The sequence below is a fragment of the Brevibacillus agri genome, assembly GCF_004117055.1.
GTDB classification, from domain to species: Bacteria; Bacillota; Bacilli; order Brevibacillales; family Brevibacillaceae; genus Brevibacillus; species Brevibacillus agri.
This window is the reverse complement of record NZ_CP026363.1, coordinates 4,574,241-4,595,874: the sequence shown is the minus strand read 5'-3', so window position 1 is coordinate 4,595,874 and position 21,634 is coordinate 4,574,241. Positions and strand designations below refer to the sequence as shown.

The following is a 21,634-nucleotide window of genomic DNA, read 5'->3' as shown; positions in this document are numbered from 1 at the left end:
GGATTTTCAGGATGAAAAAACGGATGCAAGCGATTTCGGTTGCGATTCTCTCTGCGGTATTGATCGCAGGCTGCGGGGGAGGCGGACAGTCAAGCGCTCCGGCCGCGACAGGCGGCTCGTCGGGCAATTCGTCGGGCGGCACAAGCGCTCCGGCTGCAACTGCGCCTGCGGCCACGATCAAAATCGGCGGGCTGTTTGACGAAACGGGCGGAACCGGAGACGTCGGCAAGCCGTACGCAGAGGGCGAAAAGGCGTACATTGACTACCTCAACTCCAAAGGCGGCATCGAGGGGGCGAAGGTCGAGCTGATCGGCGTGGACTACGCCTACAAAGTCCCGGAGGCGGTGAAAATTTATCAAAAGTTCATCAAGCAGGATAAAGTCTCGGCGATTTTGGGCTGGGGAACCGGAGACACGGAAGCGATGAAGGAGCTGATCGCCAAAGACAAAGTGCCGTTCATCTCCGCCTCCTACTCCGAAGCGCTGACGCAGGTCAACCAGCATCCGTACAACTTCATGACGGCTGCCACCTACTCCGATCAGGCCAAAGTCGCGATCAAATGGTTCCGCGACAACTGGAAAGGCAGCGGCAATCCGAAGCTGGCCTTGCTCTACAACGACACCCCGTTCGGCAAGTCGCCGATTGAGGACGCCAAAGCGTACGCCGCTTCCGTAGGCGTGGACGTCGTGGATGAGCAGATTGTCGATCTCAAGGCGCTCGACGCGACACCGCAGCTTCTTAACATGCAAAAGAAAAATCCCGACTTCGCCATCATCCAGCAGACGTGGGGAGCGACGGCTACCATTTTGAAGGATGCGAAAAAGCTCGGGCTGACGACCAAATTCATCGGCTTGAACTGGGCGGCGGGCGAAGGCGTCATCACGCTGGCGGGCGACGCGGCGGAAGGCTACATCGGCGTCATCACGCACGCCTTCCCGTACGAAAATTTGCCGGGACTGAAAGAAATCGAAGACTACCTCGCCACCAAAGGAGAGAAGCTGGCGGACAAAAACCAGAAGTTCGTCCAAGGCTGGGTCGCAGCGAAAATCATGGTGGAAGGAATTAAAAATGCGGGCGACAATTTGACAGGCGAAGGAATCAAGGCGGGCATCGAAAAAATTTCCAACCTGGAGTTTGGCGGCCTGGCTGCTCCTGTCTCCTTCTCGGCTGATAATCACCGCGGAACGACGCAGGTGCGGCTCGGCGAAGTGAAAAACGGCAAGTTCGAGATCATTACGGACTACATCGGCTACTAAAGGCTGGATCGGGGGAAGCCATGCTAACACTGAACAACGTGGAAGTGATGTACGGCAAGGTGATTCTCGTCCTGAAGGGGATGTCGATGCACGTGCCGGAGGGGAAAATTGTCGCGCTGCTCGGCAGCAACGGCGCGGGCAAGACGACGACGCTGCGGGCGATATCCGGCCTGCTGAAAAGCGAGAACGGCGAAGTGACGGACGGCAGCCTGGAGTACGCGGGAAGCGTCATCACCGGGAGAGAGCCGGAGGAAATCGTCAAAAGCGGAATTTTTCAGGTGATGGAAGGCAGGCGCGTGTTCGAGCATCTCAGCGTGGAGGAAAATCTCATCGCCGGAGCCCATACGCGGCGGGAGCGCGGCTCGCTCAAGGACGAGATGGAGCAGGTCTACCATTACTTTCCCAAGCTGAAAATGCTGCGCACAAGAACGGCTGGCTACTTGAGCGGCGGCGAACAGCAGATGCTGGCGATCGGCCGGGCGCTGATGGCCCGTCCACGGTTGCTCTTGCTCGATGAGCCATCGCTCGGTTTGGCCCCGCTGCTCGTGAAGGAAATTTTTTCGATCATCAAAAAGATCAACGAGGAGCAAGGCACAACGATACTCGTCGTCGAGCAAAACGCGAATGTCGCCCTGTCCATTGCCGATTACGGCTACATCATGGAAAACGGCAGGATCGTGCTGGAAGGGGACGTGGAGTCGTTGCAGTCCAACGAGGACGTTCGCGAGTTTTACTTGGGTATGAGTGACGGGAAGCGAAAAAGCTTTCGCCAGGTGAAGCACTACAAACGGCGGAAGCGCTGGTTGTGACGGCAGAAAGCGGCAAAGGCAGCCATCCTCTTTGGGGGGTGGCTGTTTGCTTATTGATCTTTTCATCCAGCCAGTGGTAAATTTAGGGGTGCTGTAGCGGGTGCGCACCATGGCGTGCCTCGCTGCCACACGTCCATTCACGGGCTTTAACGCAAGGCTGGCCGCTTTGCGAAAAGACTGCACGGCCCGATCAAGGAGGGAAAGCATGCTTCCGTTAACGTTACAACAGGTCGATGAGCTGACCGCCGATGTCGCGGCCGTAATCGCGCCGTGCCTGTACAACCCGACACCGGAAAAGCTGAACGTGCTCATGAGATTGTACAAGACCGATCCGAATCGGAGCTTGTACGCCTGCGTCGATGGCGACAGCGTCTTCGCGATTATCGGGCTGAAAAGGAATCCGACTGAGAATACGGCGGTCATTTTGCATATTGCGGTCACAGAAGAGCGGCGGGGACAAGGCGTCGGACGCCAATTGATCGACGACGTCTTGGCCCTGCACTCGTTGGCTGCCATTCAGGCGGAAACCGATCGGGAGGCGGTTGCTTTTTATCGGTCGTGCGGGTTTGCGGTGGAGAGTCTGGGGGAAGTCTACCCCGGCGTTGAGCGTTTTTTATGTATGAAAAAGAATGAGGCTGGACTTGCGGGGAAGAGGGAAAGCGCCAGGTAAGCCAGTTTTTGCAAAAAAGGACACCTTTTGCTTCGTCATGAGCAGAAGGTGTCCTTGCTTGTTGAGCGAGTTGCTTGTTGAGCGAGTTGCTTGTTGAGCGAGTTGCTTGTTGAGCGAGTTGCTTGTTGAGCGAGTTGCTTGTTGAGCGAGTTGCTTGTTGAGCGAGTTGCTTTGTTGAGTGAGCTGCTCTGCTTGGTGAGTTACTTGTTTGCTGAGCTACTTGTCTGCTAAGCTGCTTGTTTGGTCCGTCGCCCATCTCCCTCAGTTGCCCGAAGCGCCTGTTGCCAAGCTTAGCGCTTCACCAGCACGAACGCCTTTTTCACTTCATCCAGCGTCATGACGAGCGATTGAAACTTTTTGCCTTTGTCAGTCGCCGGGTCAAACACGCTGTCTTGTGGCAGAGCCGCGACGTAGACGGTGTTGGTTGCGGGATTTTGCGCGATTTCGTAGCCGACTGGCGGTTCATTTGGCGTGTTCAGCTTTTTCCAGTCGCTTTTGTCAAAAGCGTAAATCACGACGACCGCTGCCTGGTCTTCCGCCTTGCTGCTGTTGAACAGGAAGGAGGTCACGCTCTTGGCCTCTGGCAAGTATGGATCGGCATGCGGGCCTGTTTTCTCGTCGATCAGGATGTTCCCGTTCCACGATTGTGGCGCGAGAAAATCATAAGCGGAGTCGTAGCTGCGAAAAGAGCCTTGATACACTGTTTTCTCCGCTTTGGTCGGCTCAAAATGGGCGCTCATCAGTTCCCACTTGCTTTGGCTCCATTTCCATTTCGATTTGAGGTAGCCGCGCACGTCTGCGTTGTAGTCTCCGGTCAGGCGCTCTGTGCCTTCCAGCACGTAAAGACCGTTTTTGTTGTTGTCGATTGGCTTCAACTCGACAAATCCGTCTCCAACGATGCCTTGTTTGTCTTTATCAAGGCCAGGCAGGCTGAGCTTTTCGGCTTTGCCGTTTTGGACGGTGTAGATGTGCTGGATGGTGTAGCCGCCGCTGCCGCCCGTATTTGCGGTAACCATGATCTCGCCTTTTTTGTCGTAGGTGAAGTCTTGCACGGACAGCTTGGGCTCATAGCCGCCGTCTTTGACGTCAATCGGAAACGACTTCTTGGTCTGGCCATCTGTTACTTTGACAGTGAGGGCGGAAATGTACGGGCTGTTTTTGTCCTTTTTCCCGTAGAGCGTGATCGTGTCGGCCTTTTTGTCGCCTGTCACGTCAGCCGTTTTTTCCGCGAGCGCCTGCAGGTCTTTTGTGGCAGAGCCTGTGCTTGCGGCGTCGGCGGTCAGGGCTTGTCCGGTGAAAAGCACCGAGGTGAGCAATGTCCCTGTGACGATTTTGTTCCAGTTGTTCATGTTGAATGTTCTCTCCCATCTTGGTGTTTGTTCATGGTGTCAGGTGAGTGTGTGGTGAGTGAGTTCATGTGTCTTGCTACACGTTCATTATGTACGATAGAGTGGATCCGATGGTTACAGACAAGTGACAGCCCGCCTACAAAACAGTAACAGGGAAAAAGCGGGCGGGGCAGCTTCCTGCGAGCATTGCGCAAACAGCCGATTCCAAGTAGAATGATGAAATGCCCAAAAGGGCCGCGGTTCGAAAAACTCCCGCGTTATCAAAACTAGGAGGCTATCATATGTTTAATCTTGCACTCGGAGTATGTTTTGCTCTGGTGAATTTCGGGCTGTTTCTGCTCTGCTACCGCCTGTTCGGCAGAATGGGGCTGTACGCCTGGATCGGAATGGCTACGGTGCTGGCGAACATTCAGGTGGTCAAAACCATCGAGATGTTCGGGCTGGTCATGACGCTCGGCAATACGATTTATGCATCCATCTACCTGGTGTCAGACCTGCTGAATGAAAAGTACGGCGAGCGGGCGGCGAAAAAGGCGGTCTGGTTCGGCTTTTTCACCTTGATCGCGACGACGATCATCATGCAGCTCGTGCTGTTGTTTGATCCGCAGCCGGAAGACATTGCCCAGGAATCGCTGGAAAAGCTGTTCGGCCTGATGCCAAGGCTCGCTTTGGGCAGCCTGTGCGCGTACTTGCTGAGCCAGTTCGTGGACGTGAAAATTTACTCCTGGCTGAAGATAAAGTGCCCGGGACGCAACCAGTTGTGGATTCGCAACAACGGGAGTACGCTGTTCAGCCAGTTGCTCGATTCCTTGACGTTTTGCACGATCGCTTTTTGGGGCGTCTACCCGCTGGAAGTGTGGTGGCAAATTTTATTGACCACGTATTTAATCAAGTTCGTCGTCTCGGCTGCTTCGACGCCGTTTCTCTATATCGCACGCAATATGAAGGTGCCGGAAGAGTAAGCGACAAAAAGACAGAAAAACCGCCAAAGCGTCAGACCTTTGGCGGTTTTTGTTTATTTAAATCTGGAAGGAATATACATTCTTTACATCCAATTTACATAAAATTCGGATTGTATGTTTACGATGTGTATAGTTTATGGTTTCGCATGTTTGAGAGGAGGAAGAAAAAGAGAATGCAAAGCAAAAAGGGAAGATTGCGCTGTCTCTCGAAGCTGGCGCTGATCGCGGCGGTTGTCGCGAGCGCGGTTTTGCCGAGCGGATGGGAGCCGCAGGCAAAAGCGCAGCAAGCCGGACATGTCGTCATCAGCGAGGTGTACGGAGGCGGAGGAAACAGCGGGGCCGATTACAAAAACGACTTTATTGAGCTGTACAATCCGACGGGCACGACCGTCTCGCTTGCAGGCTGGTCTGTGCAGTACGCTTCAGCAAGCGGGACGACATGGAACAAGACAGACTTGACGGGCAGTATCGCTCCATACGGATATTACTTGATTAAGCAGGCGGCAGGAACAGGGGGAACGACCGGGCTGCCCGCCGCAGATGACGAGGGCGCGATTGCCATGGGAAGCACGGCTGGAAAAGTGGCCCTCGTCAGCAGCGGAACTATCTTGACGGGAGCCGATGTGTCCGCCCGGCCCGATGTAGTCGATCTGGTCGGCTTCGGAGCGGCCAATGGCTATGAGGGGGCTGGTCCTGCTCCCGCTACGTCGAACTCCGCCAGCGCTTCCCGCAAAAGCCGAGCGGATGGCATCGTACCAAACGGCGGAAACGGCTGGGACACGGACAACAACAGCGCCGACTTCGTGGTGGGAGAGCCTACTCCGAAAAATACGCAGAGTCCGGCAGAGCCGCCGCCGACAGAGAGCGATGTCAGCGAGAAGCCGAGCGGCCGGGAGCTGCTGTTTGACAATACGAATCCGGCGGAAGCCGTCATTCGCGGCCAAGTCCGTCCGCACGTCACCATCAAGGTGTACGCAAGCCCGCCTGCTGGCAGCGAAACGCCTTTGGCTGAGCAGGTGTCGAACGATTCCGGCCAGGTCGAACTGACTTTTGCCCATCCGACTTCGGCAGCGGTCTATCTCACAGCGACGGAGAGCGGCAAACAGGAGAGCGAGAGCATCGAGCTGCTGCCAGCCGAGGCAAGCCCGGCCTTGACGGCTGAAAAAATCAGCCTGCAGCAAGCCGGAAGTGCAGCGGAGCTAAAAGGCCAAACGGGGGCAGCCGCAGGCAAGGCGATTTTGCGCGCCTATGATGCGCCAGATGGCAACAGCCTGCTGCTCAGCGGCAATTCGACAGGCAACGCAGGGGAGAACGGCGCGTTTTCTTATTTGCTGCAAGGCATAGAGCAGTTGGAAACCGTCTACGTGACGCAGCAGCTCGCAAGCGAGCACGGCAAGATGTTCGAGAGCGAGCCTGTGCCGATTCCCAAGTCTGTGCTTTCGACCAGCACGATTGCCGAGGCGAGGGCGCTGGCAAAAGGAACAACCGCGAGCGTTGCCGGAACCGTGACGGCCATCTTTGAGGCGGGGGGCCAAAATAACGTCTACATGCAGGACGAAACGGCCGGGCTGGTCGTGCGCGGTCCAGGGCTTGCCGCCAAAATCGCGGTCGGAGACAAAATCCGGGCGACCGGAAAAATGAATGACTACTACGGGCTGGCCCAGCTCGAAGCCGCAACCGACGACGTGACGGTCGTAGAGAAGCAGGCAGGTGTGCCAACGCCGCAGTCGGTTACATCGGTGAATTTTGCGTCCCATGCGGGGGAAGCGATCGAAGGCCAACTGGTGACGGTCCGCAATGTGACGGTCCAGTCTGTACAAAACGGCAATTATACGTTGCAAGACGATCAGGGCAACTTCCTCTCCCGCCCGCCCGTCACTCTCCTGCTGGAACCGGGCACGACTTACGCCAGCATCACCGGAGTGGTCAACTACGATTTTAACGAATACAAACTGGTGCCGCGGACGCAGGCAGATTTGGTCGAGGATGAGACGCGGGTGCCGACGGTGACGGCGTATCCGCAAGGCCCGCTGGTCGCGGCAGGCACCAAAGTGAGCTTGTCCACGTCCATGGCAGACGCGAAAATTTACTACACGACAGACGGCACGGAGCCGACCAGAGACAGTGCCGTCTATACGGAGCCGATCCAGCTCGACGCGGATACGACGATTCAGGCGTTTGCCGTCAAGGAAGGTTTCACGGACAGCAAAGTCGCCAGCTTCCGCTACACGATCCAAAAAGAGAGCGTGCGCATTCGCGATATTCAGGGAGCCTCCCACCAGTCCCCGCTGGAAAACGGCACGGTAAAAGCCGTCACGGGAATCGTCACGGCAGTCGTGAAAAGCGGCGGAACAATACAAGGCTTCTACATGCAAGACCTGCTTCCGGACGACGATCCGCGCACGTCCGAAGGCATCTACGTGTACGAGCCGAAAGCGGCGGTCAACGCGGGTGATGAAGTGAAGGTAGACGGCACGGTGAAGGAGTACGTGTCGCAAAACCGAGCGGCGACCGATCTCACCCAGACGCAGATTGACGCGGCGAAAGTCACCGTTGTCAAAAAGGCGCAGCCGCTCCCGGACCCGGTTGTTTTAGGGAAAGGAAGCTACCGCTATCCGAAGGGGATCATTGACAACGACAGCCTGGGCACATTCGATCCGGAGGAGGACGGCATTGACTTCTGGGAGAGCCTCGAAGGGATGCTGGTGCAGGTCGACAATCCGGTCGTGGTCGGGGAAACAAAAGTTTTCACGAACCCGGCAAGCGTAGAGTTCGTCGTCATTGACGACGAGGCGCATCGCGGACAACCGCGTACGCCGGCAGGCGGCGTGGTGCTTGCAGCCGACGATTTTCACCCTGAGCGCATCACTGTAGCAGACAAACTCGTGCCGATTTTGGAGCGTCCAATGGTTGGCGACAAAATCTCCGAGCCGCTGGTAGGGATCATTGATTACAGCTTTGCCAATTACAAGCTGTATCCCACCGAAACGGTTTCCGTCCAGTCGGGCGGCAACAAACCGACTGTGACGACACTCGCCCCGAAAGACGATGAGCTGACGATTGCTTCCTACAACATTGAAAATTTTTCGGCCAAAACCGAGTCCCAAAAAATAACGCGAATCGCGGAAACGATCGTCGAGAACATGAAAGCGCCGGATATTATCGGCGTAGTGGAAATGCAGGACAACAACGGACCGACGGACGACGGCGAAACAAATGCCGCGAAATCCGCAGATGCCTTGCGCAAGGCAATCCAGCAAAAGAACGGCCCTGCCTATCGCTACATCGACATCGCGCCAGAGAACAACCAGGACGGGGGCCAGCCAGGCGGCAACATCCGCGTCGGGTTTTTCTACAACCCGGCTCGCGTGCAACTGGCAGAGGGCGTAGCGGGAACGGCAACAGGGGCAGTACAGGTCGAGACACGCGACGGAGCGGCGTACCTCTCGCGCAATCCAGGCCGGGTCGACCCGAACAACGAGGCATTCGCGTCCAGCCGCAAGCCGTTGGCGGCGCAGTTCGTCTTCCAGGGCAAGCCTGTGTTTGTCATCGCCAACCATTTCAATTCCAAGGGCGGGGATGGGGCGCTGTTCGGCAAACAGCAGCCGCCGGAGCTGGTTAGCGAGAAGCAGCGAATGAAAATCGCCCGCGTGCTGAACGGCTTTGTGAAACAAATCCACGCAGCAGATCCCAAGGCCAATGTGGTCGTGTTGGGCGACCTGAACGACTTTCCGTTCTCCAATCCAGTGAAAGCGCTGGCGGATGGCGCTCTGACCAATATGGTCGAGAAGCTGCCGCCGGGCAGACAGTACACCTACGTGTACCAGGGCAATTCCCAGGTGCTCGATCAAATTTTGGTCAGCCCCCATCTGGAAAAAAGCACAAAGGTGGACATCGTGCATATCAATGCCGGATTCACCGAGGGCGAGGGCCGGGTGAGCGACCACGATCCGGTGCTTGTGCAAATCCATTTGCAAGATCAGGGCGAGCACGAGACGACGGCGCAGGAAGTGGCGGACGGCATCACGGGTCTTGCGCAGCCGGCAGCGGGGGCGACAAGGCTGCGTTTGCCTGAAGTGCCCGCAGGATTTACGGTCGCAATCAAGCAATCGAGCGACACAGGCGTCATCGCGCTGGATGGCACGATCACGCCGCCGAGTCGCCAGACGGACATCGAGCTGATTTTGCTAGTAACCCGGGGGTCGGACGGTACGAGCGCCAGCACCGAAAAGCTGACCGTCCAGGTGCCAGCCAAACCGACAACCCCGCCGCCTCCTGTCACTCCGCCAGATCCGACACCGACGCCAGACAGGCAAAAAGAAACAAACAAGCAGGCAGAACAGGCCATTTTGTCTGCAAAAGATGAACAGAGCATCGAGGAACAGGTGCAGCGGGTGCTTGCCAGTCTGGAAAAGCTGCTCGCCGCCAAACAGGTCAACCAGGCCGAGAAGTGGGACGCGGTCACGCATTCCGTTTCGACCGTGCTGGCCGCTGTAGCGGAGCAGGCGGAGCGCGGAGTCGTTCGGGAAAAGACGCTGCTTGCGCTTGGCGAAAGCTTTTTGGACGAAGCATTTGCGCCCCTCGCAAGCGACGAGGAAGCGGATGCGGAGCTGGCAAGGTTGGGGCTCGCCGCCTTGGCGAATTTTGCAAACACAGTGCTGGAACCGCTCGCGCCAAAGGCGGTTCCTAAGGACGTAGCCAAGCGTGTTCGCCTGCTGGCAGAAACGCTGCTGAAACAGGCAAGCACATTGGCCGTCGAGCCTGGGGCCGAGATCAAAGCCCAAGACGAGCAAGTGGGCGACGCGCTCGACACGCTGGACGATTTTTTGGAAGCCATCGAAGACGTGCAGGAAAAAATCGGCTTTTCCCCGGTGCTGTTCATTCGCATGGAAGGCGAGGGGGCAGAGGAAGACGGTGCGGATGCCGATACGGCCGACCGTCCCCGCAGCAAAAAAGCAGGGCAGGCAGATCAGCGGATTACATTGGAGCAGAAGCTGGTCGAGCTGCTGAAGAAAAAAGAGGTCGGCATCAGGCTGACCGTTCCGGCAGGAGCATGGGTAGAAGTACCGGGAGCTTATTTTGCCAAGGAAAGCGGAAGAAAATTTGCCCTCTCCCTGACAGCGGCAGAAGCAAGCGGCTGGAAGGGCGTTTCCCATCCGGGTGAAGCCTATTTGCTCGAAGCGTGGAGCAACGGAAAAGCGCTGGGCAGCCTTGGCGAGCCAGGGTTTACGCTCGCGCTGCCGCTGGCGTCCGATGCAGGTGAAAAGCTGCAAGCTTACACGTACCGCAACAAGCAGTGGCGGGCAGTAACAGGGGCGAAGGGCAAGCCGCTCCAGGTGGCGCAAGAAGCTGACCTGGCCGTCTTCACAGTCAAGTCGGCGGCGACCTACGTCGCGGGGAACGCTGCCTTGGAGGCGCTCGAAGCCAAACTGAAGTCGTTGAAGCTCGCTCCCGGAGAGGAAGCGCAGCTTGAGGTGCTGGCGATATTCGGCGACGGCACTTCGGAAGACGTGACAAAGGCAGAAGGAATCGAGTTCGAGTCCAGCCGTCCCGCGCAGATCGAGGTGGACGAGGAAGGCCGGGTGTCAGTTCTGGCCGATGCGGAAGCGGGCACGCGCGCGACGATTTCGATTCGCTATGCCGGAAAAACGGCGAAGGTACATCTTTTTGTCAGAAGCGCAGAAAAGTAAGGGCCGCGGGGGAGAGCTTCACGCAGGAGCGGGCGGCACAACTGCTTGCCGTCGCGAGCCGCGCGTCTCGTCTGCCTCGCAAATGAAAAAACGGGTCGGGAGAAGCTTCCCGGCCCGTTTTGCGTCTCGATTTTCCTAGCGCGCCATTCCCATTGCTCTTTCTACTTTGTGCAGCATTTCATTCGCCACGGCATTTGCCTTTTCTGCGCCCGCCGAGAGGATGTCGTCCAGCTCGGAGGAATGGAACAGTTGCTCGTAGCGCTCCTGGATCGGACGCAGCGTCTCCACCACGACTTCCGCCAGGTCGGTTTTGAATGCGCCATAGCCTTTGCCCTCGTACATCGCTTCGATCTCTTCCAGCGACTTGCCGGAGCAGAGCGAGTAGATCGTCATGAGGTTCGATACGGCAGGCTTTTCTGCCTTGTCATAGCGCACGCTGCTGTCCGAGTCGGTCTGCGCGCGCTTGATTTTTTTCGTAATCGTCGCCGGGTCGTCGAGCATGGAGATGAAAGCGCCCTGGTTCGGATCGGACTTGCTCATTTTTTTCGTGCCGTCGGCAAGCGACATGATGCGTGCGCCCGTTTCCGGCAGGCGTACTTCCGGAATGGTGAAAATGTCGCCGTAACGGTTGTTGAAGCGGGTCGCCAGGTCGCGGGTCAGCTCCAGGTGCTGTTTCTGGTCCTCGCCGACCGGAACGTAGTCTGTGCCGTACAGCAAAATGTCTGCGGCCATCAGTGGCGGATACGCCAGCAAGCCGGCCGGAATTGATTCGCCCCGTCCGTCGGATTTGTCCTTGAACTGGGTCATGCGCTCAAGCTCGCCGAGGTACGAGGTGCACAGCATGATCCAGCCGAGTTTGGCATGGGCTGGCACTTCCGATTGGACGAACAAAGTCATTTTGTTCGGGTCGAGGCCGACTGCCAGGTAGAGCGCTGCCAGACGGCGGATGTTTTCGCGCAAGACGGCTGGCTCCTGCGGAACTGTGATCGCGTGCTGATCGACGATGCAGTAAAAGCAGTTGAACTGGTCCTGCAGCGGAACGAAATGCTTCATCGCGCCGAGGTAGTTGCCAAGGGTCAAAATACCGCTCGGCTGAATACCGGAAAAAATGGTTTTCATGAGAGTGCTGCTCCTTTCCATAGAGGGAAATCTGTTTGGGAGAAAAACAAAAAGGTCCATCCGCCCTGGACAGGGACGAATGAACCGTGGTGCCACCCTTGTTATTTTGCACACGGGAAAAGCCATGCGCAAAATCGCTTTGTTCCGTACCGTTTTGATACGGTGTCCTTTGTAACGTACGGACGTCACGCCAAAGCCTACTGCCGCTTTTGAAAAACGGGTTCGGTTTGGAGCTCGGGAGCCCATTCACCATTTCCTTGACACTGATTCGCACCAACCATCAGCTCTCTGCCGTCTCGAAAAATGACTACTCTTCTCCCTCATTGCCATCGAAAGATACCCTTTGAGCAATCATTTTACGCAGTCCAAACCAAAAAAGCAAGAGGGGATTGACAATATCATCCAAAAGTTGTAAAAGTAACTCAAGAGTTATATAACTGAAAAGTTACTTTTTAGGAGTGAACAACACGGATGGACAGCAAATTTTCCAAAGGGGAGCAAAGCCGCGGACGGTTGCTGGCAGCAGCGGCTTCCGAATTTGCGGCCAAAGGCTTTCACCGTGCCAGGGTGAGTGACATCGTGAAGGCGGCCGGGCTGACGCAAGCGTCTTTTTACCAGTATTTCGAGAGCAAGGAAGGGCTGTACCAGCAGCTCATGGACGAGTTTTTCGCGAAGCTGTGGGAGCTGGCCGACGGAGGGAGCAAGGTGACGGCGCTGGACGAAGCGGATGTGTACGGGCAGGTGCGGGAAAATCTCTTGGCGCTGTTCCGCTTCTTTCAGGGGCGGCCGGAGCTGACGCAGATGGTGCTCTATCAGGCGGAGGCGGGAGAGGAGCTGCACCGCAAGCTGGCAGCCACGGTCAGCGCCAATCTGCGGCAAAACCAGGCGGCGGGCCATGTCCGCGCCGACCTGTCGCCGGAGGTGGCGGCAGAAGCAATGGTCGCCGTCTGCTACCGCCTGACGTCCCGCTTTTTGCTGGCGGGGGAAAAGACGGCCGAGCAGCTCGCCGACGAGGCGGTGTCGTTTTTGGCGCACGGAATCTTGCAGGAAAAGACGAGGGAGGGGGCACGGCATGAGTGAGCTTGTGAATCTGATCTGGCTGTTGCTGGTCGTGTTTGTGTTTCACGATCTGGAGGAAATCATCACGGTCGAGGGCTGGCTTGCGCAGAAGCGGGAGCAGGTTTTGCGCGCGCTGCCGAGTTGGCTGCAAAAGTTCGTGGAGCCGTCGCTTGCGATGAACACCGCGCAGTTTGCCGTAGCCGTCACGTGCGTCTTCGCCGTCCTCGCCGCTGCCGTCGTGCTTGCGGCTGCCACGCTGCCGCTCGGGACGTACTTGCCGTTTTTTCTCGTCTGCCTGCACGTTATGTTTTTGCACGTTTTCACGCACATCGGACACACGATTGCGCTGCGCACGTACACACCGGGCGTCGTGACGGCAGTCGTGCTCGTTTTGCCGTACAGCGTCTACACCTATGTCCGCCTGTTTGAAGCAGGGGTGCTTACGTGGCCGCTCGTCTGGAGTACGCTGCCGTTCTGCTTGCTGGCCGTGCCGATTTTGTACGCTGCGCACTGGCTCGGGCAGGCGGCAGGAGGGCTGGTCAGCCGCGGATGAGGCGGGGGTGGCTGTAAGTGCGGGCATATTTTTGCTATTCTAGGAAAAAACGCTGTGAAAGAGGGACGTGTATTGAAGCTGCGACTAGGCGTGATCGGCGCGGATGATTCGCTTGTGATTATCCAATCGGTCATGCAGGAGTTTCCCGAGATCGAATGCTTGCCGATTGTGTATTGGAGAGAAGAGGAAATCGTCGAGCTGCTCATGGCGCATCTGGATGAGGTGGACATGTGGCTTTTCTCGGGTCAGGTTCCTTATGCGATGGCGAGCCAGACCGGAAAAATCCAGGTGCCGATGGCGTATGTGCCGCATATTGGCGCGAGCCTGTACCGGACCTTGCTGCATCTGTCCCATCAGCTCGGGATTCGCGTGGATGAGGTGAGCTTCGATACGTTTTCGGGCGAGGAGCTGGGGCATTTTCTCATGGAAGCGGGAATCGCGGAAGGCTACAAATGGCTGAAGCATTACGAAGGTGCGATCTCTGCCAATGAGCTGGCGGATTTTCATGAGGCATTGTGGAAGGAAGGCAAGACGAAGGCGGCGGTGACCTGCCTGCGGACGGCAGAGCTGGAGCTTGTGCGCAGAGGCGTTCCCGTGCATCGCGTCGTGCCGACGCGAGCGGGCGTGCTGTCGGTCGTCCACATGCTTTTGCGCACGCATGAGATGCTGCATTTCAAAGACACGCAAATCGCTGTGCAGATGATGGAGATTGATCCGTTTCGGGAGCTGGCAGGCGGGAGTTTTTCCACGGACGAATGGCAAAACGCCGAGATCAAGACGATGGAAAAGCTGTTGCGCTACGCCAGGTATTTGCAAGGCTCGCTGAAGACGGCGGGGCCGGGGCGCTACGTCATTTTCACGACGCGCGGAAAAGTGCAGGAAGTCACCGGCGACTATGCGACGATCCCCGACCTGGAGGAGCTGTTCGGGATTCGCGCCGATCTGGTGACGTGCGGAATCGGGATCGGCAAGACGGCGTACGAAGCGGAAATCCACGGCGGCACTGCGCTTTTGCACGCCAAGGAGCGGGGCGCGGGCAACTGGATGGTTTTCCTGGACGACAAAAGCGTCGTGGGGCCGCTCGGACGCGACGAGCAGATCGCCTATCGGTACGACTCGAAGAAGCTGCAGGAGTTGAGCCAGCTTACTTCGCTGAGCGTCATGACGCTGTCGAAGCTGGAGTCGATCTTGAAAAAGCGGGGCAAGCAGGAGATCAACGCGCACGAGCTGGCTTCGCACATGCAGATTCAGCCGCGCAGCGCCCGCCGCATTTTGATCGAGCTGGAATCGAAGGGCATCGCGCAGGTGGTCGGGGAGGAAAACCCGCATCCGCGGGGGCGTCCGCGCAAGGTGTACCGGATCCATTTTTGAGAAGCTAGGGGGCCTGCCTCTCTACTCAACCAATTGCAATCGTGAACATAGAAAAGGCGTGCAACGAGCAAGCGCATTTGCACGCCTTTTTCCGTGAAAACCAACTGGAAAAATCAGCATGACGCAGGCTTTTCTCCTTTTCAAAATAGACAGACTATTATACAATTAGGGACATAGCCGTAAATCAACCGTTAATAGACGGTTTTACGAAGGAGGAGTCTCTTGTCATGATTAATGCGGACCGATTGTGGGACCGACTAGGGCAGGTAGGCAAGATTGGCGCCCAGGAGGCCGGAGGGGTAACGAGGCTGTCATTTACACCTGAGGAACGGGCAGCAAAAGACATCGTCGCCGGCTTCATGAAGGAAGCGGGACTGGCAGTTCGCGAAGATGCGGTAGGCAATCTGATTGGGCGAAAAGAGGGGAAAAACCCTGCGGCACCTGTTGTTCTCGTAGGCTCGCACATCGACTCCGTACCGAATGGCGGAGATTTCGACGGGCCGCTTGGCGTTTTGGCAGGCGTAGAAATTTTGCAGACGATGCAGGAACAAGGCATAGAGACCGAGCATCCGATTGAAGTGATCGCTTTCACGGATGAAGAGGGCACGCGCTTCGGCTACGGCATGATCGGCAGCCGCGGGATCGCCGGGCTGATTAAGCGCAGCGAGCTGGAGCAGGCGGACAAGGACGGCATCACGATTGCCGAAGCCATGCGCCAGGTCGGATTGGACCCGGATCAGACAGGTCAGGCGGCGCGCACGCCCGGCAGCGTCAAAGCGTACGTGGAGCTGCACATCGAGCAGGGCAAGGTGCTGGAAAGCCGCGATTTGTCCGTCGGGATCGTGACGGGTGTCGCAGGACCGCTCTGGATGAAATTCGTGCTGGAGGGCGAAGCGGGCCACGCTGGAGCTACGCCGATGAACTTGCGCCGCGATCCGCTGGCTGCGGCAGCGCTCGTGATGCTTGCTATCGAGGAAGAGGCGGCGCGGACGGGCACAAGCGTAGGGACGGTTGGACAGGTGCAGGCGTTCCCTGGCGGAGTCAACGTCATTCCGGGCCGGGTAGAGTTTTCGCTCGACTTGCGCGATGTGGACGAAGCGGTTCGCGATCAGGTCGAGCAGCGCATAATCGAGCGGGCGAAAACGATCTGTGCCGAGCGGAACGTGACGCTGAAAGTGGAATTGTTGCAGCGGATCGCTCCTGCCGTATGCTCCGAGAGCATCCAGCAGGCGGCGGCAGAGGCGTGTGCCCAGGAAGGTTTGGAGGTGTTCCGGTTGCCGAGCGGCGCAGGCCACGACTGCATGCAACTGGTTGACCTGTGTCCGGTCGGCATGATTTTCATTCGCTCCAAAGACGGTATCAGCCACAATCCGGCCGAGTATTCGACAATTGAGGATTGCGCGGACGGAGCCAACGTGCTGTACCGCACCGTGCTGGCTTTGGCGAAGCAAATATAGAGAGACTGACGGAAAAGCAACAGGCGTACAAACAAAAGAGACGAGGGTTCGGCAGCTTGGCGACGACGGGCAAAAAGCGCACCGAACGAGGAGGAGAACCGGATGACAGCGACAGCAACAACATTGAATCAGGCGGCAGAGGCGGTCAAAGAGCAAGTAATCGCGTGGAGACGCTATTTGCACGAGCATCCCGAACTGTCTTTTCACGAAGAGAAAACAGCGCAGTTCGTGTACGAGACGCTTCTGTCTTTTGGCAATCTGGAAGTGAGTCGGCCGACGAAAAACAGCGTAATGGCCCGCCTGATCGGTTCGCAGCCGGGAAAAGTGCTGGCGATGCGCGCCGACATGGACGCTTTGCCGATTACGGAAGAAAACACGTTTGAGTTCGTCTCGAAAAATCCGGGCGTGATGCATGCGTGCGGACATGACGGCCATACGTCGATGCTGCTCGGAACCGCGAAAATTTTGTCCGGGATGAAGGACCAGATCAAAGGCGAGGTGCGCTTTTTGTTCCAGCACGCGGAAGAAGTATTTCCGGGCGGCGCGGAGGAAATGGTGCAGGCGGGAGTCATGGATGGCGTGGACATCGTGATCGGTACGCATCTGTGGGCGACGATGGAGTACGGCACCGTAGGCATTTGCCCTGGGCCGATGATGGCAGCTCCTGATACGTTCTGGATTACCGTGCTCGGAAAAGGCGGGCACGCGGCTCTTCCGCACGAGACGATCGACAGCATCGCGGTTGCGGCGCAAGTGGTGACCAACCTGCAGCACATCGTCTCGCGCAACGCCGACCCGCTCGACAACCTCGTCTTGTCCGTGACGCAATTTGTGGGCGGCACGACACACAACGTCATTCCGGGCACAGTGGAAATTTGCGGGACAGTGCGCAGCTTTGACCAGACGCTGCGCGAATCCGTTCCCGGCCTGATGGAGCGCGTCATCAAAGGGATTACGGAAGCGCACGGCGCAAGCTACAAGTTCAAGTACGAGTTCGGCTACCGTCCGGTCATCAACGACGAGGAAGTGACCCGCTTGATGGAAGAAGTAGTCGTGGAATCGCTGGGAGCGGAGTGGGTGGAGCATATGCGCCCGACCATGGGCGGCGAGGATTTCTCGGCGTTCCAGCAAAAAGCGCCAGGCTGCTTTTTCTACGTCGCTGCCGGCAACAAGGAAAAAGGCATTACGTATCCGCACCATCACCCGCGCTTTACCATCGACGAGGATGCGCTGGAAGTCGGCGTGAAAATGTTCGTCAACGCGGCGAGAAAAATCGTCATGTAAAAATGTTAAACCCAAGCATGAAAAAAGCGCCTCCTTTCCAGGTCGGATGGGGGCGCTTTTTGCGTGAATAGGGCGCTTTAGTGCGTGCGCTCTTTTTCTCTTGTATGAAACGCTTTTTGGATTTGCGAAATCTGTCCGGCGTGGATGCCTGTATGGTACATCAGACGCCCCAGCGCTTCGAGCGGAGTCGAGCTGCCGAGCGGCGTATTGACAGGCGTATGCCACGCTTCCTCGGACAAGCTTTTCATGCCTTCGAGCAAATGCTCGTTGGAAGCCGTCATAAAATCGGCAAGCTCCTGCAAGTTCGTAAACTGCCGCCCCTCGACAGGGCCGTTTTTCGTCAGTAGCTCCACGTCCGCCGGGATGCTGCGGCCGAAAAACCACTCGGCAAACATGTATTCCACTTCGGCGTTATGTCTGAGCATATACCCGATGGAGGCAGGGCCGAGCCCGAGCGTCAAGTCTTGTTCCGGCATACTTTTGGCTGTCTTGTGGAATCTTTCCTGGATCGTGAGCCAGAGTGTCAGTGCAGTTGAATACGTTGAATTGGTCATGAATTTGCCCTCCTGTTGGCGCGAATGATTATTTGGCGGTTTGGGTGTGGCCGTCGCGATTGACGTGTTCGAACTTGTCGGCGGAAAGATCAATGTCGTACGCCTGGCCAAATCCGGCGACGTAGCGGCCTTCGGATGGCGTCAGCTCAAACAGGGAGAAGTCGAGGCCGCGCAGCATATCCATCATGCTTTTGCCAAAGCGCTGTTCGAACAGCGCGAAAATCTCGTCGCAGTCCGCGTTGCCGATATTTCTCGCTGTGCAGACGAAGCGGACGCGCTGGCGGGCGAACAGATTGGCCGTCTTCGCTTCATCTTCAATCAGCATGGCATCGACTGCCGGCGTTTCTTCCAGATAGCGATAATGGTTGGCGATTTTGCTGATGTAGATATAAAACTTTCCGTTGGTTTTGACAAAAGGGGCATAGGAGGTAAACGGCTTTCCATGCTCGTCGACCGTGCTGAGCATGAGCGTCTTCATTCCGGCAGCAAACGTTTGGTACTGGACCTTCATCGCTTCCTTCGCCATTGCTTTCATACGAGCATCCCTCGCTTTTCCTGTAGTTTTATTGCGCTTTTTTCAGGACGTGAATACGCGGGCTGGTGCTGTCTGGCGCGTACCGGATTTCTGTGTCGACCCCGTAGACGCTGCGGATCAGCTCCAGCGTAAACACATCCTGAGGCTTGCCGAAAACACGAATGTCCCCGTCTTTGATGACGCAAATTTTATCGCTGTAGGTGCTGGCGTGATTCAAGTCATGCAGCACCATGACAACCGTGAGCTTCAATTCCCGATTCAGCTTGGCGATCAGCTCAAGCACATCGAGCTGGTGGGCAATATCCAGATACGTCGTCGGCTCATCGAGCAGCAGCAGCTTCGGCTTCTGGGCCAAGGCCATGGCGATCCAGGCGCGCTGGGCTTCCCCGCCCGACAGAGAAGCGAGATAGCGGCCCCGGTAGCTTTCCAGTCCTGTTTGCTGCAACGCCCAGTCGACGATTTCGTAGTCGGCTGCATCCAGCCGTTCATACCATTTTTTGTGGGGGACGCGACCGTAGCCGACCAGCTCCTCGACAGTCACATCCGAAGGACAGGAGTTGGACTGGCACAGCATGCACATGATGCGGGAAAGCTGCTTCATGCTCATGTTGTCGGCTGGCTCCCCTGCGATGCGCACCGAGCCGCTCTCGCAAGGAATCAGCCGGGAGATGGCTTTGAGGACCGTCGATTTGCCGGAGCCGTTTGGCCCGATGAGCGAGACAATCTCTCCTTCATGTATATCCAGCGAAAAGTCATTTACGATTCGTTTTTTGCCGTAACAGACGTTCATTGACTGCACGTTCAGCACATCACGTTCCTCCTTTGCGCATCAGATAAAGGAAGTAAGGCCCGCCGACGATGGCCATGACGATCCCCGCCGGAATTTCGAGTGGAGCAAAAAGCGTCCGGCCCAGCGTGTCTGCCACAAGCAGGACGAGCGAGCCGAGCACGAGTCCAAACGGCAAGTTCATCCGGTAATCGGAGCCCATCAGCATGCGCGACATGTGCGGGACGATCAGCCCGACGAAACCGACCAGGCCCACGGTCGAAACGGAGATGGCCGCGAGGTAGACCGCGATCAGGGACAGGGTGAAGCGAAGCCGGTTCAGGTTTTGCCCGAGATTGTGCGCGACCTGCTCGCCGAGACGCAAGATGTTGGCCTGGCGGATACACATCAGCGCAGCGATCCACCCGACGACCGAGTAGGGGAGAATCGTCAGCACGTCGCTTGTGCTTTTCCCGGACAGGCTTCCGTTCATCCATTGCAGAGCCGCTGGCAGCTTGTCGCTGTAGAGGATGGACAACAGGCCGATGACGCCGCCAAATACAGCATTGACGGCGACACCGGACAAAATAATGCGGATCGGGGTGAAGCCCCCTTGCTTTTTCCAGGCCCACAAGTAGACCATCACGGCTGCGATGCCCCCGCCGACAATGGCAAAGAGCGGAATCAGCGCGGAATAACCGGGGACGACCAGCATGATGAACAACACCGTGACCGCTGCCCCGCTGGATACCCCGGTCAGCCCCGGATCAGCCAGCGGATTTTGCATGACAGCTTGCAGCAGCGCCCCGGACGCAGCGAGGTTGGCCCCGATCAGCAGCGCGAGAAACACGCGGGGAATCCGAATGTCCCAGAGAATCGTATGGTTGGCTTCATTGCCTTGGCCGAGTACGGTCGTCATCGTTTCCCACAGCGAGAGCTGCACGCTCCCAAGCCCGACAGACAGGACGATTGCCGCTACGAGCAGCAGGCAAGCGACGCTGAGAAGGACTGGTTTCCTGGTTGAATGGTTCTGGCTCACTGCAAAAACTCCTTATCACTTGTACAGAATTTCCGCGAGCTGCTGGTAGGCGGCAGGGGCGTTGACGATCGAGGCAGTGCCGAACGTGCTGAAATCAAGCGACTGCATTTTGCCGTTTTTGAAGGCGTTCATTTTTTCCCAGGCGCCGTTCTTTTTCACGTCTTCTTCGAATTTTTTCGCTACGGCATTCGGATCGCCGTGCGCCACGAGCAAAATCACGTCCGGGTTGGCCGCGACGATGCTCTCCATGTTCAGCGGCGCGTACGTTTGCGTTTGCTTCAACGTGTCGGTAGCGACGTTGACGGCTCCTAGGTTGTGCGCGATGCTTCCGGCGAAAGTCTGGTCGCTCATGACCATGAGCGCTTCCGCCGAGCCGAACAGGAACAGCACCTTTGGCGTCGGTTTGCCCTTCGTCGTTTCGATGATGCTTTTTTCCTGCTCCGCAATTTTGCTCAGGAGCTGCTCTGCTTTTGCCTCTTGCTTGAACAGCCGTCCGAGTACGACAGTGGACAATTTCAGCTCATCCAAGGAATCGACAGGCAAGTAAGCGGTAGGTGTGCCGGCAGGCTTTAATTTTTTGTCGACGCTGTCCTTGATCGAGGACGGACCGAGCACGAACTCCGGCTGCAGCTTCGCGATTTGCTCCAGGTCCGGCTGGTGCGACGTCCCGATGCGCGGAACGCTGTCCAGAGCCGCTGGCAGCTTGCTGCTCGTCGTCGGTACGCCTACGGGGGCGATCCCGAGTTCATGCAAAATTTCCGTAATTGCGACAGAGATGGTCACGACTTTTGTGGGAGTTTGGTTTTGAAACTGGGCGAGCAGTTCTTCCGCCTTTTTCTCATCAATGCTGACAGAGGGAGCAGCCTGCTCGCTGGATGCCGCTTGCGTGGAGGTGTTTTGGCTCGGTTGTTCGCTGGTTTGGTTCTGCTGAGTGGTTGCCTGTTCGGGAGACTGTGCACTGCTGCACCCGACAGCGCTTGTCAAAAGTAGGGCAATCATGCCCATTTTCCATCCTGATTGCTTCACTATGTATAGCCTCCTGATTTTGATAATGAGAATCAATACCGTTTGGCTTGATTATATAGAGAATGATTACTATTATCAATAAGGATTTTGTAATGAAAAAGGGCCACGAGTGCAGGGGAACCGCCGGAAACCGCA

Annotated in this window: 17 protein-coding genes and 1 other annotated feature; of the genes, 10 read left to right on the top strand and 7 right to left on the bottom strand. The window is 57.0% G+C overall.

The features are described 5' to 3' along the window. Positions 1 to 11: 11 nt before the first annotated feature. The 3 genes from BA6348_RS22460 to BA6348_RS22450 all read left to right on the top strand — a co-directional run bounded on the left by BA6348_RS22460 (position 12) and on the right by BA6348_RS22450 (position 2,735). Complete coding sequence (locus tag BA6348_RS22460; protein ID WP_007782849.1) at positions 12 to 1,256, top strand: ABC transporter substrate-binding protein; 1,245 nt, start codon at positions 12 to 14, stop codon at positions 1,254 to 1,256. Between the two features lie 20 nt (positions 1,257 to 1,276). After that, positions 1,277 to 2,065, top strand: a complete 789-nt coding sequence (locus tag BA6348_RS22455) for an ABC transporter ATP-binding protein (RefSeq protein ID WP_005832051.1) — start codon at positions 1,277 to 1,279, stop codon at positions 2,063 to 2,065. 205 nt (positions 2,066 to 2,270) lie between these two features. Beyond that, entirely contained in the window at positions 2,271 to 2,735 is a 465-nt protein-coding gene (locus BA6348_RS22450) for a GNAT family N-acetyltransferase (protein WP_007782845.1), read from the top strand. Positions 2,736 to 3,025: 290 nt separating this feature from the next. Here BA6348_RS22450 and BA6348_RS22445 read toward each other — a convergent pair whose 3' ends face one another. Further along, positions 3,026 to 4,084 (bottom strand): hypothetical protein, encoded by a 1,059-nt coding sequence (locus BA6348_RS22445; RefSeq protein WP_007782842.1) that lies wholly within the window; start codon positions 4,082 to 4,084, stop codon positions 3,026 to 3,028. A gap of 281 nt (positions 4,085 to 4,365) precedes the next feature. On the opposite strand from BA6348_RS22445, the gene BA6348_RS22440 reads away from it, so the two are divergent. After that, positions 4,366 to 5,046, top strand: coding sequence for a queuosine precursor transporter (locus tag BA6348_RS22440; protein WP_005836664.1), 681 nt, complete (start codon positions 4,366 to 4,368; stop codon positions 5,044 to 5,046). A 173-nt stretch (positions 5,047 to 5,219) separates the two neighbouring features. Beyond that, on the top strand, positions 5,220 to 10,736 hold the full coding sequence (locus tag BA6348_RS22435) for a chitobiase/beta-hexosaminidase C-terminal domain-containing protein (RefSeq protein WP_122952892.1): 5,517 nt from the start codon (positions 5,220 to 5,222) through the stop codon (positions 10,734 to 10,736). A 135-nt stretch (positions 10,737 to 10,871) separates the two neighbouring features. Here BA6348_RS22435 and trpS read toward each other — a convergent pair whose 3' ends face one another. After that, positions 10,872 to 11,855, bottom strand: a complete 984-nt coding sequence (gene trpS, locus BA6348_RS22430; protein WP_005836084.1) for a tryptophan--tRNA ligase — start codon at positions 11,853 to 11,855, stop codon at positions 10,872 to 10,874. Between the two features lie 68 nt (positions 11,856 to 11,923). Continuing rightward, positions 11,924 to 12,188: a binding site (T-box leader), on the bottom strand. A 138-nt stretch (positions 12,189 to 12,326) separates the two neighbouring features. Between trpS and BA6348_RS22425 the strand changes: the two genes are divergently transcribed. The 5 genes from BA6348_RS22425 to BA6348_RS22405 all read left to right on the top strand — a co-directional run bounded on the left by BA6348_RS22425 (position 12,327) and on the right by BA6348_RS22405 (position 17,579). Beyond that, positions 12,327 to 12,935, top strand: coding sequence for a TetR/AcrR family transcriptional regulator (locus BA6348_RS22425; RefSeq protein WP_122952891.1), 609 nt, complete (start codon positions 12,327 to 12,329; stop codon positions 12,933 to 12,935). Next, positions 12,928 to 13,467, top strand: coding sequence for an HXXEE domain-containing protein (locus BA6348_RS22420; RefSeq protein WP_005836087.1), 540 nt, complete (start codon positions 12,928 to 12,930; stop codon positions 13,465 to 13,467). The genes BA6348_RS22425 and BA6348_RS22420 overlap by 8 nt, the downstream gene beginning before the upstream one ends. A 72-nt stretch (positions 13,468 to 13,539) precedes the next feature. Further along, entirely contained in the window at positions 13,540 to 14,838 is a 1,299-nt protein-coding gene (locus tag BA6348_RS22415) for a helix-turn-helix domain-containing protein (protein WP_026557929.1), read from the top strand. A 227-nt stretch (positions 14,839 to 15,065) separates the two neighbouring features. Further along, complete coding sequence (locus BA6348_RS22410; protein ID WP_122952890.1) at positions 15,066 to 16,295, top strand: Zn-dependent hydrolase; 1,230 nt, start codon at positions 15,066 to 15,068, stop codon at positions 16,293 to 16,295. 102 nt (positions 16,296 to 16,397) lie between these two features. Further along, a complete protein-coding gene (locus BA6348_RS22405; protein WP_007782819.1) occupies positions 16,398 to 17,579 on the top strand; it encodes a M20 family metallopeptidase in 1,182 nt (393 codons plus the stop codon). Positions 17,580 to 17,656: 77 nt separating this feature from the next. On the opposite strand, the gene BA6348_RS22400 is transcribed toward BA6348_RS22405, so the two are convergent. From BA6348_RS22400 to BA6348_RS22380, 5 genes are read right to left on the bottom strand one after another with little or no spacing between them, the layout of a single operon-like run. After that, on the bottom strand, positions 17,657 to 18,133 hold the full coding sequence (locus tag BA6348_RS22400; protein ID WP_005836091.1) for a DinB family protein: 477 nt from the start codon (positions 18,131 to 18,133) through the stop codon (positions 17,657 to 17,659). Positions 18,134 to 18,161: 28 nt separating this feature from the next. Next, positions 18,162 to 18,668, bottom strand: coding sequence for a HugZ family pyridoxamine 5'-phosphate oxidase (locus BA6348_RS22395; protein WP_122952889.1), 507 nt, complete (start codon positions 18,666 to 18,668; stop codon positions 18,162 to 18,164). 28 nt (positions 18,669 to 18,696) lie between these two features. Next, complete coding sequence (locus tag BA6348_RS22390) at positions 18,697 to 19,476, bottom strand: ABC transporter ATP-binding protein (RefSeq protein ID WP_005836095.1); 780 nt, start codon at positions 19,474 to 19,476, stop codon at positions 18,697 to 18,699. 1 nt (position 19,477) lies between these two features. Continuing rightward, entirely contained in the window at positions 19,478 to 20,473 is a 996-nt protein-coding gene (locus BA6348_RS22385; RefSeq protein WP_007782812.1) for a FecCD family ABC transporter permease, read from the bottom strand. Positions 20,474 to 20,488: 15 nt separating this feature from the next. Then, entirely contained in the window at positions 20,489 to 21,499 is a 1,011-nt protein-coding gene (locus tag BA6348_RS22380) for a helical backbone metal receptor (protein WP_122952888.1), read from the bottom strand. Between the last annotated feature and the right edge of the window lie 135 nt (positions 21,500 to 21,634).

Excerpts from the sequence above, each read along its gene's own strand:
- BA6348_RS22420 (WP_005836087.1), top strand. The coding sequence starts at position 12,928 with ATGAGTGAGCTTGTGAATCTGATCTGGCTGTTGCTGGTCGTGTTTGTG.
- BA6348_RS22455 (WP_005832051.1), top strand. The coding sequence starts at position 1,277 with ATGCTAACACTGAACAACGTGGAAGTGATGTACGGCAAGGTGATTCTC.
- BA6348_RS22405 (WP_007782819.1), top strand. The coding sequence starts at position 16,398 with ATGACAGCGACAGCAACAACATTGAATCAGGCGGCAGAGGCGGTCAAA.
- BA6348_RS22445 (WP_007782842.1), bottom strand. The coding sequence starts at position 4,084 with ATGAACAACTGGAACAAAATCGTCACAGGGACATTGCTCACCTCGGTG.
- BA6348_RS22400 (WP_005836091.1), bottom strand. The coding sequence starts at position 18,133 with ATGACCAATTCAACGTATTCAACTGCACTGACACTCTGGCTCACGATC.
- BA6348_RS22410 (WP_122952890.1), top strand. The coding sequence starts at position 15,066 with ATGATTAATGCGGACCGATTGTGGGACCGACTAGGGCAGGTAGGCAAG.
- BA6348_RS22425 (WP_122952891.1), top strand. The coding sequence starts at position 12,327 with ATGGACAGCAAATTTTCCAAAGGGGAGCAAAGCCGCGGACGGTTGCTG.
- trpS (WP_005836084.1), bottom strand. The coding sequence starts at position 11,855 with ATGAAAACCATTTTTTCCGGTATTCAGCCGAGCGGTATTTTGACCCTT.
- BA6348_RS22435 (WP_122952892.1), top strand. The coding sequence starts at position 5,220 with ATGCAAAGCAAAAAGGGAAGATTGCGCTGTCTCTCGAAGCTGGCGCTG.
- BA6348_RS22460 (WP_007782849.1), top strand. The coding sequence starts at position 12 with ATGAAAAAACGGATGCAAGCGATTTCGGTTGCGATTCTCTCTGCGGTA.
- BA6348_RS22440 (WP_005836664.1), top strand. The coding sequence starts at position 4,366 with ATGTTTAATCTTGCACTCGGAGTATGTTTTGCTCTGGTGAATTTCGGG.
- BA6348_RS22395 (WP_122952889.1), bottom strand. The coding sequence starts at position 18,668 with ATGAAAGCAATGGCGAAGGAAGCGATGAAGGTCCAGTACCAAACGTTT.
- BA6348_RS22450 (WP_007782845.1), top strand. The coding sequence starts at position 2,271 with ATGCTTCCGTTAACGTTACAACAGGTCGATGAGCTGACCGCCGATGTC.